General features: G+C 37.5%; 10 protein-coding genes. 4 read left to right on the top strand and 6 right to left on the bottom strand.

The window, feature by feature from the left end:
* The first annotated feature begins 452 nt into the window (after positions 1-452).
* The 3 genes from ACOVQ4_RS15340 (at position 453) to ACOVQ4_RS15330 (ending at position 3,404) form a co-directional block, all read left to right on the top strand.
* A complete protein-coding gene (locus ACOVQ4_RS15340) occupies positions 453-1,460 on the top strand; it encodes a PAS domain-containing protein (RefSeq protein WP_421821505.1) in 1,008 nt (335 codons plus the stop codon).
* A gap of 214 nt (positions 1,461-1,674) precedes the next feature.
* A complete protein-coding gene (locus ACOVQ4_RS15335) occupies positions 1,675-2,046 on the top strand; it encodes a BlaI/MecI/CopY family transcriptional regulator (protein WP_421821504.1) in 372 nt (123 codons plus the stop codon).
* Positions 2,043-3,404 carry a M56 family metallopeptidase gene (locus tag ACOVQ4_RS15330; RefSeq protein WP_421821503.1) on the top strand — a complete coding sequence of 454 codons (1,362 nt, stop codon included), beginning with the start codon at positions 2,043-2,045 and terminating at the stop codon, positions 3,402-3,404. The genes ACOVQ4_RS15335 and ACOVQ4_RS15330 overlap by 4 nt, the downstream gene beginning before the upstream one ends.
* Positions 3,405-3,898: 494 nt before the next feature.
* Here ACOVQ4_RS15330 and ACOVQ4_RS15325 read toward each other — a convergent pair whose 3' ends face one another.
* The 6 genes from ACOVQ4_RS15325 to ACOVQ4_RS15300 all read right to left on the bottom strand — a co-directional run bounded on the left by ACOVQ4_RS15325 (position 3,899) and on the right by ACOVQ4_RS15300 (position 10,453).
* Entirely contained in the window at positions 3,899-4,684 is a 786-nt protein-coding gene (locus ACOVQ4_RS15325; protein ID WP_421821502.1) for a sterol desaturase family protein, read from the bottom strand.
* A 46-nt stretch (positions 4,685-4,730) separates the two neighbouring features.
* On the bottom strand, positions 4,731-5,102 hold the full coding sequence (locus ACOVQ4_RS15320) for a response regulator (protein ID WP_421821501.1): 372 nt from the start codon (positions 5,100-5,102) through the stop codon (positions 4,731-4,733).
* 463 nt (positions 5,103-5,565) lie between these two features.
* Entirely contained in the window at positions 5,566-6,507 is a 942-nt protein-coding gene (locus ACOVQ4_RS15315; RefSeq protein WP_421821500.1) for an NAD(P)-dependent oxidoreductase, read from the bottom strand.
* Between the two features lie 535 nt (positions 6,508-7,042).
* The gene (locus ACOVQ4_RS15310) at positions 7,043-7,924 is read right to left on the bottom strand and encodes a TIM barrel protein (protein WP_421821499.1); all 882 of its coding nucleotides are present in this window, start codon (positions 7,922-7,924) and stop codon (positions 7,043-7,045) included.
* Positions 7,925-8,064: 140 nt separating this feature from the next.
* Positions 8,065-9,093, bottom strand: coding sequence for a 4-hydroxythreonine-4-phosphate dehydrogenase PdxA (gene pdxA / locus ACOVQ4_RS15305; protein ID WP_421821498.1), 1,029 nt, complete (start codon positions 9,091-9,093; stop codon positions 8,065-8,067).
* A 106-nt stretch (positions 9,094-9,199) separates the two neighbouring features.
* Positions 9,200-10,453, bottom strand: coding sequence for a DUF418 domain-containing protein (locus ACOVQ4_RS15300; protein ID WP_421821497.1), 1,254 nt, complete (start codon positions 10,451-10,453; stop codon positions 9,200-9,202).
* Between the two features lie 400 nt (positions 10,454-10,853).
* On the opposite strand from ACOVQ4_RS15300, the gene ACOVQ4_RS15295 reads away from it, so the two are divergent.
* A complete protein-coding gene (locus tag ACOVQ4_RS15295; RefSeq protein ID WP_421821496.1) occupies positions 10,854-14,714 on the top strand; it encodes a pyruvate carboxylase in 3,861 nt (1,286 codons plus the stop codon).
* Positions 14,715-14,870 lie beyond the last annotated feature (156 nt).

Genomic DNA, 14,870 nt, shown 5'->3' with positions numbered 1-14,870 from the left:
TTACGAGACACAGGTGATTCGAGTGGGGTATAATTATAAGTTTTAAACCATAAGCTCCCTGCTGTTTCAAGTTCAACAACTTGGAACAATAAATCCATTGCAGTCTCCGACTGCACCACAAGCACAGCCAATAGCAAAGAATGAATATTTTAGTATATTTTGTTTGAGTAAGGTCGCAGTCAGAGACTGCTTTTTATTCGGCGTTCCAAGTTCTTAAACTTGAAACAGCGAGGGTTACTAAAAAAATTACCACTCTTTGCCTTGTGCCTAAACCCTTCGCTTTTCCAAGTTCTTAAACTTGAAGCAGCGAAGGGCTTTTATTTTTTTAGCAGCCGATTGTGGCAAACATATTGACTAAAAAGAGCGGATAGAATTAGAAATCTGTGTAAATTTGTTTACTAACAATTATCACCATTATAAAACCACTGCTATCGCAAAATTATACCTATCTGATGCTAAACTCATCTGAAATTCCATTAATTGATACCCTAAAGGCGATACTAGATAGTTCGCCTGAAAGTTTTGTGTTGCTTTCTGCTAATCATTCTATTTTGTTATTTAACCGTACACTTCAAGAAACTATAGCGAAACATTATAATGTGGAGATTCAGATAGGTGATGATTATCGAACCTATGTGCTCGAATCTACAAAAAAACTCTATGATGAAAGTTTCCAAAAAGCCATACAAGGAGAAATTATTATTCTTCAGGACGAGGCTATCGTTGGTAAAACTACGGTATGGTTTGAATACAAAATGAACCCAGTCTATGATATCAAAAATCAGTTGATAGGTATAGCGCTTTACATCAAAAATATTAATGCACAAAAAAAGGCAGAAATTTCGAGACACGAGAGCGAGATGAAGTTTCGTCGTATTATCGAAACCGCACCTATTGCCATTTTGATAGTCGACAGTAACATGCATATTACCTTGAGTAATCCTGAGACGGAGAAAATTTTTGGATATACCCATCAAGAAATTCTTAATCAACACATCGATGTATTGATTCCCTCTCGTTTCAAAGAACAACATCATCATCATACCACCGAATATCTGCAATCTCCACGCATGTACCAGATGGGAGCAGGGCGCTTTATTCCTGCAATTACCAAAGATGGCAAAGAGTTAATAGTGGAGGTGAGTCTCAATTCTTTTGTTGTTAGTGGAAAAAAGTTGGTTTTAGCCATGATTCAGGATGTAACCGCTCGTATTCAAAACGAAATTCAGTTAAAAGAACAAGTCCAGATTTTGGAAAAAATCGCTTGGCAGCATTCGCATGAAATACGCCGACCAGTTGCTAATATCAAAGGTTTGATAGACCTCATCAATATGGATTATGACGAAGTACAATCTATTCCCAACTGGCAGTATCTTGAAGAAGAGGTGGAGTCGCTAGATAAAGTAATTCATAAAATAGTGGCCGATACCTATCGTGATCTTAAACAGAAAAAATCGTAGCCTTAGTACGCTTTTACTGGTTCATGACTTAGTCCTGAACTTATTTTTTTACATGATTTATCACCTAAAACAAACACCAATCCGAAACTAATTCAAGAACTTTGCAATAGTATTCTTAAAAAAATCCTTTATTTTTTTATAAAAAAACAAATTAGATATTGTTTATTTGATTTATTATTCTACATTTGTAGAGTAAATTCTAAATATGTAGAAAATGAAGCTTTCTGAAACAGAAGAAAAACTGATGGAATACCTTTGGCAGAAGGAAAAAGCGTTTATGAAAGATTTGTTAGAGGCATATCCCGACCCCAAACCAGCTACGACAACGGTGGCAACTTTACTGAAAAGAATGATTGATAAAGGTTTTGTGGCGTATCGAGAATATGGCAATTCGAGGGAGTATTATCCACTTGTATCCAAAGACGACTATTTTACGAAGCATGTTAAGGGACTGATTAAGAATTTCTTTAACAACTCGGTGGGCCAGTTTGCGTCCTTTTTTACGCAGCAAAGCGAAATGAGTAAAGAAGAACTAGAAGAATTGAAAAAAATCATTGATGCTCAACTTCAACAAAAACAGCAATGACACTCTACCTACTCAAATTTTCAGCCTGTTTAGGGTTGATATACCTATTTTATAAGCTATGTCTCGAAAATGAAAGCTTTCATTTGTTCAAGCGTTTCTTCCTATTGCTTGGACTTGTGTTGAGTACAACAATTCCATTGGTTTCTTTCGAGATTCCATGGTATCAAGAACATGTTATGGAAATAGTTCTACCTTTAAAAAATGCAAATGTCATTGCAGAGAAAATTCCCGCAATTGAGAATGTTCAATCGGAGGTTCGGCCTACAATAGACATACCCATTTGGTTCTACATCTATGGTCTAATACTAGTACTGTTGTTAATCAGATTTTTGCGAGGACTTTATCTGATTACTCGCAAGGCCATGAGTAATCAGAAGCTTGTATATCAGAATGCCCATTTGGTATTAATTGAAGAGAAAATCGCTCCATTTAGTTTTGGGAACTATATCTTTTTAGATAAGTCCATCTATCAATCCAATGGGATTGAAACAGATATTTTGTTACATGAATTAGCCCACGTAAAACAAAAACATACTTGGGATATTCTTTTTGTAGAGTTGTTTTTGATAGTTTTTTGGTGGAATCCATTCTTGTATTTGTACAAAAAAGCCATACAACTAAATCATGAGTTTTTGGCAGATAAAGAAGTGCTCGCTCATACACAAGTGCCAACCTATCAACAACTTTTACTTCAAAATGCCACAGGCAATGCGCTTTATTTAACAAGCAGTTCAACCTTTTCTATTACTAAAAAACGATTTCTTATGATGACCCATCACACCTCCGTAACCGCCCGTATCTTGCGTGGCGTGGCTTGTTTGCCTTTAATTTTGGTACTAATAGCTGGATTTTCAGACTGGTCTTTAGGACAAAAAACTGAGAAAAAAATGCAAAAGTCAGCAACAATTGATGCGAAAAATCAAAAAGTAAAATACAAGGTTAGTAAAATGTTTCCTTCAAAAGGAGAGAAAAACGCTGTTGTGATTAAAGAGTATTCGGAATTGACTAATGTAGAGCTAGAGGCATTAAAACATCCTCTTATGTTTACTTTTGAACGACCCACTGACGAAATGCTGAAAATATGGACGCATCCCCGTTGTGGTATTTGGATTGATGAAAAACATGTACCTTATCAAACTTTAAAAAAATATACATCCAAAGATTTTTCTCATTATTTTGTTAGTCGACTTTTTAAAAATGCGCAAGTAGGTCAACGGAAATACCAAATTGATTTAATGACTAATGATTATTTCGAGAATGTGTATAAAAAAGAAGTGCTAGAAAATCCATTGATTATATACTCCATGGGAGAGGGTGCTAATCAAGAGCAATATAGAATAGAATTGATTAAGGAGTAAAAAACTTGGAACAAGAGTCATCCCGAATTTTTCGGGATAACTTTTAAAAAAGAAACCTCCTTGTTTTCTGAGTGAATCACCACAAACACAAAAAAACAGGAGGTTTCTATGCATTAAGCATTTAATGACATAAAATCGAGTAAATTAAGCCTCATTTTGAAGATATTAACTTGTTTTATTGATAGTGAGAGATACCAAAAACCATCAATCACCTCTCTATTTATTAACCTCATTGCCTGTAGAATCAACCAAGCAGGCATGAGAAATATGTCATAGCTACATGCATGGAATATCGAACGGGCGTTTAGATTCGCTAAAACTGAACTAGTCATTGTCACGCTCATTTACGACTTCTTGATGAAACCCATTTGGTATTGGCCATCTATGATTACGATAATCATCAAGCAATATCCCCATTTATCGATTGAGAACTGCCATCCCAAATATGCTCTGGTGCTACTTCGCACGGCAAAATTCGGGATAACTCACGTTTTTTATACCCGTTCATCAAATTCTTGTTGAAACTTAGGACTTTCTGTTTTGCCAAGTTTATCCCAAAAAGTAAAGTACAAACCAAAATTGTAACGATAATACTTGTGGTGATGACTATGATGGGTGGCTCCAATCATTACCTTGCCTAACCAATTCCCCCATTTGGTTTTAGGATAAATCTCTATGTCTAAATGATTTATGGCTGCCGTAATTGTCATAATAGTTAAATGCACCGTAGCGGCATATATATGCATAGGAATGATACAAATAATCGCTGGCATAATAAGCGCTTCAAGTAAACCCTCAATCGGATGAAATGAGAAGGCTGTCCATGCGGAGGTAATTTTACTATCGTGATGGACTTTATGTACAAGATGGTAGATTTTCGGATGATGCATCCATCGGTGAACCCAATAATAATAGGTTTCATGAATGAGCATTGAGATGACTATGCTGCATGGAAACCAAACTATATCATACCAGTGCAATTCTGTATATAATTGGGTATATCCTTTTTGCCAGAGTACCGCTGTAAGCGCCCCAATAACAGCAAACAGTATCGCAGTGAGCGTAGACCAAGTTATTTCTTTTTTAAATTGTTCGGGTGGGTAAGCTTTTGCATTGAGCTTTCGGAGTTTCCATTCTTCTTTTTTCCATAAATAGAAATACCCATGAAAGAAACCTGAAAGAATGAAGTATCGAATCATTACCACAAAAAACATGGCAAAACAGGTAATGATGAATGTAGTTGGATCTAAAAAATCAAAATCAGCTAATGAAGTTTTCATACTTCGTTAACTGATTTTGGCGTTGAATTGTTCAATAAAAATCCTCCTAAAGTCCTAAGACGGATGTTAATTTTCCTTTGAGTGTTTCGGCATTAAATGGTTTTCGAATGACATTACTGACACCAGCCTTCCTAGCAGCGATGATACTTTCAGTGGAAGTGTTACTTTCATCCAATACCATCACAAAGGGTAAATTAGATAACTCAGAATCATTGCGAATAGCCTTCAATAAATCTAACCCTGATTGTGGGGGTAAAGAATCATTACAAAGGACTAGACCATATTTATTTTTTTTGAGTTCAATGAGTGCAGTTTCTACATTTGAGGCCTCGTTAACATCAGTAAGGTTAAGTTGTGATAATAAATTTCTCATAATTCTACGCATCGTGGCGTAATCATCGACAATGAGGATTTTCATAAAATGGATAGTTTAATTGAAACAGAAAACTTTATTACTTTCAATCCAGAAAGTATGGGTAAGGGATATTCGATAAAAACATCTAATAATTAGGTATAAATGCTGAAAATAAACATATAACTACACCAAATGTATCTATAGTGATAGCGAATATATGTATTATTGACTAATATTTTTTAGAAATATGCCTAAATAAAAAAAGCATAAAATTTATGGTAAAAAACATGAGTCAGACCGAATTTCAAGATTGGTTTTTTTCTCCATAATTTTCATAAAAAAGGGGTCGGAATATATTTCCCGACCCCTTTTTTGAGGCTATCATGCTAGATTTACTAGGTTTGAGACGCAAGCATTGATACGCAAGCATTGCGTCTCTACTAAATTTTAACATAATCACTCATTAGTTCAATCACTAAAAATTTTTTAGCAATGACTCATGTTTTCCAGCATTGCCAATGCTCTGTTAAAGTTGAGAATGTATTTTCCTTATCTTATCAATCAATACCTCGTTGATTTTCAGGTAGCTTTCATGAGTCCACCCACCAATATGAGGGGTCAGAATGACATTTTTCTTTTGAAAAAGTGCTTCATAATAGCTTTCTTGCTCTGCACTGAGTTGTGACATTTTTTCATTTTCTAGTACATCCAAACAAGCTCCTCTTAGCTTTCCTGAGTTTAAGGCTTCTACAATATTACAAACCGAGGCTACCTCACCACGAGCGGTATTTACCAAAAAGAATGGTTTTTTAAATGCATTGATAAAGTCTGTATTCACCATCATTTTGGTTTCGGAGGTCAACGGCACATGAAGACTTAAGACATCTACTTGCTCGAATAATTCTTCCAAAGTAGCTTCTTGGGCATATTGGTCGCTAAAATTGCTTTTGTACTTGTCGTAAGCCAATACCTTTACGCCAAATCCTGATAATCTTTTTGCTACCGAACTACCCATATTGCCGTAACCGATTATCCCAACAGTCATACCCATAAGTTCGATTCCACGATTGGCCTCTCGTTTCCAGATTTTATGACGAACCTCGATGTCTGCTGTATTGATATGATTGAAAAGGCATAAAAGCATCCCAATCACATGTTCGCCAACGGCGTCGCGATTACCTTCATTGGCGGCAAAAATAACAATTCCTCTGCGCTCAGCTTCCGCGATGTCGATGAGGTCGAGACCAGCGCCTGCTCTACCAATAAACTTCAACTCAGGTGCGGTATCAAGCATTTCGATATCTACCTTGGTTTTACTACGAATTATCAAACCGTCGTAGTTTTTGAGTTTTTCCAACAACTCTGCACGAGTAATTTCGGGGATATAATCATAAGTCATCCCGATTTCGGTTAGCATTGTATGAATGCTAAGGTGCATTTCGTCGGCAATCAAAATATTTTTCTTCATCTAATCTACTTTGTCCTGTCAGAATGAAAGAACTTAAAATGTACTGTAATCAAGTTTATATTAAAACGAATCAAAGTTACGGTGGGTTTCATTCTGAACGAAATATTTGTAGGTAAATAGGTATATGTTGAGGGGCTGGGGGCTTTCGGGTGTCGGCTTTGTGCTTTTAGGTAGGACAATTTAACCATTTGGCATTCGGCTGTCAGTTGTGTGCTTTCGGAAAAATATTTCTTATAAATTAATAGAAACATTTTCGACACGGGGAAATTTATTCACCCGCTAAATGGAAGCCTTGGTTAAGAACCACTTTAATACTGAATACATGTTAAGCTCAACCAAGCATTTTCAATAAATTAAAAAAGCGGTCGAAATTTTCTCGACCGCTTAGAGGATATTATTATGCGATGTTTGATTTAGCTTAAGACCTAAAGTATAAGGTCTCTACAGTAATGATGCGGATTTTAGCATAATCACTCATTTACTCAACCACCACTCACTCAATTCGAAATGATAATTCTTTTTCAGAATAGTAAAACTAGAATTTCAATTTTTTCAAATTGTTCAAACTAATCTCGATACCTTCCATCGGCGTGCGCTTGTAGGCTTCTAACTCAACGATAAAGTATTTAAGACCTGCTACGTCTTTTTTGTTGAAAATTTCTTGGAAGTTGATATCTCCTTCACCCACTTCAACACTTACGTTTTTCACTGGGTCGTGGTCTTTTACGTGTACGTGTGTGAAGCGACCTTTATATTTGTTGAACCAATCTGCTGGTTTTTGACCTGCCACTACTGCCCAATACAAGTCCATTTCGAATACGATATGTTTTTCAGTATTGTCTAGCAAAGTAGTATAAAGCATTTCACCATTTGGTGATTTGAATTCGAAATCGTGGTTGTGATAGCCAAATTTCAAGTTCAACGTTTTAGCATATTCCGCTGCTTTGTTGAAAATATCAGCCATCAATTTACCTTGATTACGGTCATCGTCGAGCATGTAAGGAACGATAGTGTATTTCTGACCAACTTTGGCTGCATCTTCCAACATACGCTTGTAGCTGTCTGAAAGCTGACCGTTTACGACATCTTTTGACGTAATCATGTTGTGAGCAGATGGCATTTTTAAGCCATTGTCATTCATGGTTTTTAAATATTCGTCTGCCGTTAAGCCAAAGAATTTACCATTAGAGTAACCGAAACCTTCTACGTTTTTATAACCCATCTTAGCAATTTTAGCTAAAGCGGCTTTAGGGTCTTTTGAAACATCTTCACGTACCGACCACAATTGTACACCAATATGGCTCTTTTCACCTTTTTTACTATTTGCGAATAAATCGTTCGAAAGAAGTGCTGCACCAGCAGTTGTCAAAAGACTAGTTCTGAGGAAGTCACGACGAGATGTTTGTTCGTTCAACATTGCTCTAAATTGATTAAGTTAAATGATTATTGGTAATAACTGGATAGATAGTTTGAGGTCTCAACCTCTTCATAATTAAATACCCATCAACTTAACGTTCATGGGTATTTTAAATTTTGTTTCAAAAGTAAGAAAAAGTTTTACTTTTCTTCTATTTCAACTGCTGATTCTTTGCGGTTTTTTACAACATCAATGGCGGTATAAATAGCTTGAAGCATCGATGTTTCGCTTGCTGAATTTTTTCCGGCAATACCATAAGCCGTTCCGTGGTCGGGTGAAGTACGCACTACTGGTAAGCCTGCTGTGAAGTTTACACCATTTTCAAAAGCAATATATTTGAATGGAATCAAACCTTGGTCGTGGTACATGGCCAAAATAGCATCGAAATGACGATGTTGCATATTGCCAAAGAAACCATCCGCAGGAAATGGGCCAAATACCAAGTTGCCGTTTTGTTTAAACTGCTCCAAAACAGGAGAAATAACGTCTTTTTCTTCACTACCCAACAAGCCATCTTCGCCAGCATGAGGATTCAGGCCAAGGACTGCCACTTTTGGTTTTTGAATCCCAAAATCATTGGTCAATGATTCGAGCATCATCGTTAATTTTTGAGAAATTTTTTCGGCAGTAACCTGCGAACGCACTCGACCCAAAGGAATATGTCCTGTCACTACGCCAACTCGAATTTGCTCAGAAACCAAAAACATTAGAGAGTCTTTTGCTTCGAAAGCACTGGTAAAAAACTCGGTATGTCCCGGAAACTTAAATTCTTCCGACTGAATATTATACTTGTTGATAGGCGCCGTAACAATCGCTTGAATGTGCCCGTCTTTCAAGTCCTGAGTCGCTTTTTGTAAGCAAGCCAAAGCAGCAGCGCCCGCTTCTGGGGTTACTTTTCCTGGTTCTACATCAGTTTGTTTGTCGTCCCAACACGTAATCACATTAGTAACTTTGTAGTTGATTTGTTGAATCGCAGGAATACTATGTAAAGTCCAGTCTTTCAAATCTAATACTTTACGGTAATAGCTCAATACACGCTGTGAACCATAGATCACGGGTGTACAGATTTTGAGGATGCGGTTACTGGCTAGGGCTTTTAGTATTACTTCTGGACCTACGCCATTGTAGTCACCTAAGGTAATACCTATAACAGGTTTTTGATGTTCCATATTCTTTTGAGATTCTTGATTCGGTTTTGCCGAAAACGCTCGGTATCCTCAGATACACTTTCGATAAATTCCTGCAAGTTTACTTAAAAGATAGGTAAATAAAAACCTATTGGGTCATAGAATCACGTAAAGGGTAAGAAGAGCGTAGCATTTTTTGCCACTTGCCATACGTGGCCGAACGCCAAAGCCACTCGATTGGGCCATAATAGTAGCGACTCAACCACCATTTACTAAGCCTAATTTGAAATAAAAAAAATACCACAGCCCCCAACAAGCACCAAGCAGGATTAAAGTCGCCAGCCAAGCCTAATCCTAAACCATAAAAAAGAAGTATTCCAATCAAACTTTGAAGTAAATAGTTCGTCAAGGCCATTCTGCCTACATAAGAAAGTTGTTCTAAGATACCTTTCCAAGAGATTTTTGACAATAATAAACTAAAACCTGCCACATACATTAGGGTCATGGTGGCAGAATGAATCGAAAATAAGAATTCTGAAAAAATGCCAAACCAAGAAGGTAATTTGTCCCAAGGGATAGTCGCTTGAAGGGTAATGAAAAATGTAACAATCACAATATTGAGTATAAAACAAGCCCAGACTGTCTTCTTGAATTGTTTTTTATATTCTTGAAAACGATCAAACAAACGAAGACGACCGATTAATAGCCCCAATAAGAAAAAGCCATAAGTAATAAAAATGCGTCCAGAACTCCACTGAAAATCGGCTTTGAAGGCAAAGTCTTTAAAGTTTTGTTGAATAATTTGTGGATAAGTTCCAGCCTTAAGTGTTTGGAAGTTTTTTAGCTGTTCTTTATTTGACTTTTCTTGTTCTTTTTTGGCTACAGCTTCTGACACTTTTGGTGCAGGATGCCAGTATTCAATAGTACGAACAACCAAAATAGGGATATTAAGAATCATAAAAATTGCCAAAGTCAATACCACACGATTTGAAAAGAAATTAGCCAGCAATAGAAATATTCCTAAAAAAGCATAAATACCCAATATATCACCACGCCAATGAATATGATGGATAAATCCAATGACAAAAAGCAGTATCAAACGCCATAGAAATCGTAGTTCAAAATGCGTATCATTTGCTTTACGATTGGTAAATTGTAGCGAAAAACTTAATCCAAATAACAGAGAAAAGAAGGTGTAAAATTTTCCTGAAATAAAAATACCATCAAAATAATTGACAATGGTAGTAGGGATAGAATTTTGATAAGACTGCCAAACTGACTCAGGAATAAAGCCTGCAATAAACCAGCCCAAAGCATGAGCAATGACAATGCCTAGCAAGGCAATACCTCGTAAGCCATCTACTAAAACAATTCTGTTGGAAGAGAAGGTTCTTGTGTTCATAATCGGTTCAAAGAGATTTTTAGATTTTAACTTTAAGATGCAAGATTTTAACCAAAGGTTGCAGACAAATAGAGAGAAGTACTTAGAGAGAACTGACGATTTAACTATTTTTAAGATAAAAATTGGTGATTTGTTATAAAAATAGTTAGCATAACAACTAATCAGTTGTATCTAACCCAAACAAAATTGCATCTTTCTAATATAGACCAAATTTTCTTGTGAAAGTTTGGGTAAATACACAATTTATTTTTGATTTTTGTATGAATTAATAATTCTTTATTCTGTTAATCTTGTAAATGATAGAAGAAATCACGATTGCGAATTTAGCGTAGTTTAATGAGTACCTTTTATCTATTTTTATTCCTGACTGTTTTAAACTCCAAACTGACAAACTCAAAAAATGCCACAACCATACGTTCAAACGATTAATAGCTTACTTGTCGCCAACCGTGGTGAGATTGCTATCCGTATTATGCGTGCTGCCTCTGAGTTAGGTATCCGAACGGTTGCCGTTTACACATTTGAAGATCGTTATTCGCTTCACAGATACAAGGCGGATGAGGCTTATCAAATTGGTAAGGACGACGAACCTCTAAAACCATATCTCGATATCGAGGGGTTAATAAAGTTATGTAAGGAGAAAGAGATAGACGCTATTCATCCAGGTTATGGGTTTCTTTCTGAAAATGTAACGTTGGCTCGTCGTTGCCGTGAAGAAGGTATCAAATTTGTTGGCCCTTCTCCTGAAGCTATGAATGCTTTGGGCGATAAAGTAGCTGCTAAAGAGGCTGCTCGAAAAGCCGAAGTACCAATGATTGAGGACTCTAAAGAGGAGCTTGTGTCGTATGATATTGCACTAAGAGAGGCTCGTCGTATTGGTTTCCCAGTAATGGTAAAAGCTGCGGCCGGTGGTGGCGGTCGTGGTATGCGTGTAGTACGTGAAGAGGAGGCTTTAGAAAAAGCTTTCGCAGAAGCGAAAAACGAGGCGAAAAATGCATTTGGCGATGATACTATTTTTATTGAGAAGTTTATCGACCAACCAAAACATATTGAAGTGCAGTTGTTGGGTGACCAACATGGCAACTTAGTACACCTTTACGAGCGTGATTGTTCGGTACAACGTCGTTTCCAGAAGGTAGTAGAAGTGGCGCCATCTGTAGGTTTGAAAGAAGAAACGAAGCAAAAATTGTATAAATACGCTTTATCGATTGGTAAAGCCGTAAATTATTACAATGCTGGTACGGTTGAATTCTTGGTGGATAAAGATGAAAATATCTACTTTATCGAAGTAAACCCACGTGTGCAGGTGGAGCATACGATTACTGAAGAAGTAACTGGTATTGACATTGTGCGTACCCAGATTTTGATTGCTCAAAACTACCGACTTTCTGACCCGAATATTTATATCCTTCGCCAAGAAGATATTCCATTGAGAGGCTATGCTATTCAATGTCGTATCACTACCGAAGACCCTGCCAATGGTTTCAAACCTGACTTTGGTACCATCATTGCATATCGCAATGCAGCTGGTTTTGGTATTCGTTTGGATGAAGGCTCATCGTATCCTGGGGTTAAAATCTCCCCTTATTTCGACTCGATGCTTGTAAAAGTATCGGCAAAAGGTCGTACCTTGAAAGGCGCTTCCGAACGTTTGTTGCGTGCACTTACCGAATTCCGTATTCGTGGGGTAAAAACCAACATTCCTTTCTTACGTAATGTAATCCAGCACCCTATTTTCCAACAAGGAAAATGTGTGGTTCAATTTATTGATTCACATCCTGAACTTTTCAACTTTACTACAACTCGTGACCGTTCTACCAAGGCTCTTCGCTATTTGGGAGATGTCGTAGTAAATGGTAACCCAGATGTAAAAGTAAAAAACGAGCGTACTTTCCGTACGCCAGTGGTTCCTGCTTTTGACAAATACGCTGAATACCCAATGGGTAATAAGCAACGTTTGGATTCGATGGGAGCCGATAAGTTTGCACAGTGGGTAAAAGACCAAAAGCAAATTCTTTACACAGACACGACTTTCCGTGATGGTCACCAGTCACTTTTGGCTACTCGCGTTCGTACACGTGATATGTTGGCAGTAGCTGAGGGTTTTGCCAAAAGCTTCCCAGAGTTATTCTCTATGGAAGTTTGGGGTGGTGCAACCTTCGACGTATCAATGCGTTTCTTGCATGAATCACCTTGGAAACGCCTACAGGCTTTCCGTGAGGCTATGCCAAATATGTTGTTGCAAATGTTGTTCCGTGGCTCCAATGCCGTGGGTTATTCAGCATATCCTGACAACTTGATTGAGAAATTTGTAGAAAAATCTGCAGAAAACGGTATCGACGTGTTCCGTATCTTCGACTCACTCAACTGGGTAGAAGCCATGAAAGTTTCGATTCGTGCCGTTCGTGAGCGTACCAACTCTATTGCCGAAGCCTCTATTTGTTATACAGGTGATATTTTCAATAATGAAAAATATACCCTTCAGTATTACTTAGACATGGCTCGTCAGTTGGAAGACGAAGGTGCTCACATGCTTTGTATCAAAGATATGGCTGGTTTGTTAAGACCATACCAAGCCCAAACTTTGGTAACTGAGCTCAAAAAAGCCCTTTCTATTCCTGTTCACTTGCACACGCATGATACAGCGTCGATTCAAGCTGCTACTTATCTGAAAGCTATCGAAGCGGGTGTCGATGTAGTCGACTGTTCGTTGGGTGCTATGTCTGGTTTGACTGCACAACCAAACTTCAACTCGGTGGTGGCGATGATGCAAGGCAACGAGCGTGATTGTCCATTAAATTTAGGACTATTAAACCAATACTCTAACTATTGGGAGGATATCCGTCAAATCTACTATCCTTTCGAATCTGAATTGAAAGCAGGTACTGCCGAAGTTTATGATAACGAAATCCCGGGTGGTCAATACACCAACTTGCGCGGTCAGGCGATTGCCTTGGGTGTGGGTGACAAATTTGAAGTGATGAAGCGCAATTACGTTGAAGCAAACAAATTGTTTGGTGATATCGTAAAAGTAACGCCTTCTTCAAAAGTAGTAGGAGATATGGCTATCTTCATGACTGCCAATAGCTTAACTGCCGAAGATGTATATGCTCGTGGCGCTACGCTTTCTTTCCCTGAATCAGTAAAAGACTTCTTCAAAGGTGGTCTTGGTCAGCCTTATGGTGGTTTCCCTAAACAATTGCAGGAAATTATTTTGAAAGGTGAACATGCCATTTCTGGTCGTCCAAACGATAATATTACACCAATTGATTTTGAACAAGATTTTGCTGATTTCCAAGCGAAATTCCCAGAAAATCAAGAAGGTTTCTTGGATTATCTTTCTTACAAGATGTATCCAAAAGTATATGAAGACTATTACAAAGCTCAACAAAACTACGGCGATGTATCAGCTCTTCCTACTACGGCATTCTTCTATGGCTTGAAGCAAGATGAAGAAATCCTTATCACGATTGACGAAGGAAAGACCATTATTGTAAAATACTTGTATGCTTCGGAACCAGACGAATCTGGCTTGCGTACTGTCACTTTCGAATTAAACGGTCAGGCTCGTCGTATCAAAATTTTAGATAGAAATATCAAAATTGAGCGTCCACAACATGTAAAAGCTTCTGTAAAAGGAGATATTGGCGCACCTCTTCAAGGTCGTTTGAGCCGTATCTTGGTGAAACCGGGCGATGAAGTGAAGAAAAACGCTCCATTGTATGTTATCGAAGCCATGAAAATGGAATCGATTGTATCGTCTCCGTTCGAGGGAGTAGTTTCTCGTATCGTTCTCAATGAAGGTACAGTCGTGGAACAAGAAGACTTGGTATTGTCGGTAGAAGAAGCAAAACTTCCTGAACCAGACAAAGATGAATACTTATTTGTGTACGGAACATTGCGTAAAGGATATGGTAATGAATTACACAAATTAATTGCCCGTAACTCTGAGTTTATTGGTTTGGCCAATTACCAAGGAAAGATGTTCAATATTGGTGAATATCCAGGTATTGTTCCTTCTGATGATGCCTCTGACAAGGTTGTTGGTGAACTATACAAATTGACAAATCCACTTCGTTTAGTGAAAATTTTGGATGAATACGAAGAATTCTATCCAGAAAACGAAGCTGATTCGGTCTTCTTGCGCAAGGATATCCAAGTTGAAGTAGATGGTACTAGCTACGCTACGTTTGGGTATTTGTATAATCGTCCTTTGGATGGTTTACAGCAAATTACTTCAGGTGATTTCTTGAATCAATAAGAAATATCAAACACTATAAAAAAATCCTCCTTGGCTTGCCTTGGGGGATTTTTTTATTGAGTGATTGGTGAGTGACTGATTTAGTGATTAGAATTTAAAGTTACGAAGGATTCTAAAACCGTCTATTTCGGATATCGGATGTTGGATTTCGGAAGT

The organism is Flectobacillus sp., assembly GCF_049240685.1.
Lineage (GTDB): Bacteria > Bacteroidota > Bacteroidia > Cytophagales > Spirosomataceae > Flectobacillus.
The sequence above is the reverse complement of the archived record's forward strand: the minus strand, read 5'-3'. Positions and strand labels throughout refer to the sequence as shown.

What these genes read in the sequence shown, in the direction of transcription:
- ACOVQ4_RS15310 (WP_421821499.1), bottom strand. Translation starts at nt 7,924, where the DNA reads ATGTTGAACGAACAAACATCTCGTCGTGACTTCCTCAGAACTAGTCTT.
- ACOVQ4_RS15295 (WP_421821496.1), top strand. Translation starts at nt 10,854, where the DNA reads ATGCCACAACCATACGTTCAAACGATTAATAGCTTACTTGTCGCCAAC.
- ACOVQ4_RS15300 (WP_421821497.1), bottom strand. Translation starts at nt 10,453, where the DNA reads ATGAACACAAGAACCTTCTCTTCCAACAGAATTGTTTTAGTAGATGGC.
- ACOVQ4_RS15315 (WP_421821500.1), bottom strand. Translation starts at nt 6,507, where the DNA reads ATGAAGAAAAATATTTTGATTGCCGACGAAATGCACCTTAGCATTCAT.
- ACOVQ4_RS15325 (WP_421821502.1), bottom strand. Translation starts at nt 4,684, where the DNA reads ATGAAAACTTCATTAGCTGATTTTGATTTTTTAGATCCAACTACATTC.
- ACOVQ4_RS15330 (WP_421821503.1), top strand. Translation starts at nt 2,043, where the DNA reads ATGACACTCTACCTACTCAAATTTTCAGCCTGTTTAGGGTTGATATAC.
- pdxA (WP_421821498.1), bottom strand. Translation starts at nt 9,093, where the DNA reads ATGGAACATCAAAAACCTGTTATAGGTATTACCTTAGGTGACTACAAT.
- ACOVQ4_RS15320 (WP_421821501.1), bottom strand. Translation starts at nt 5,102, where the DNA reads ATGAAAATCCTCATTGTCGATGATTACGCCACGATGCGTAGAATTATG.
- ACOVQ4_RS15340 (WP_421821505.1), top strand. Translation starts at nt 453, where the DNA reads ATGCTAAACTCATCTGAAATTCCATTAATTGATACCCTAAAGGCGATA.
- ACOVQ4_RS15335 (WP_421821504.1), top strand. Translation starts at nt 1,675, where the DNA reads ATGAAGCTTTCTGAAACAGAAGAAAAACTGATGGAATACCTTTGGCAG.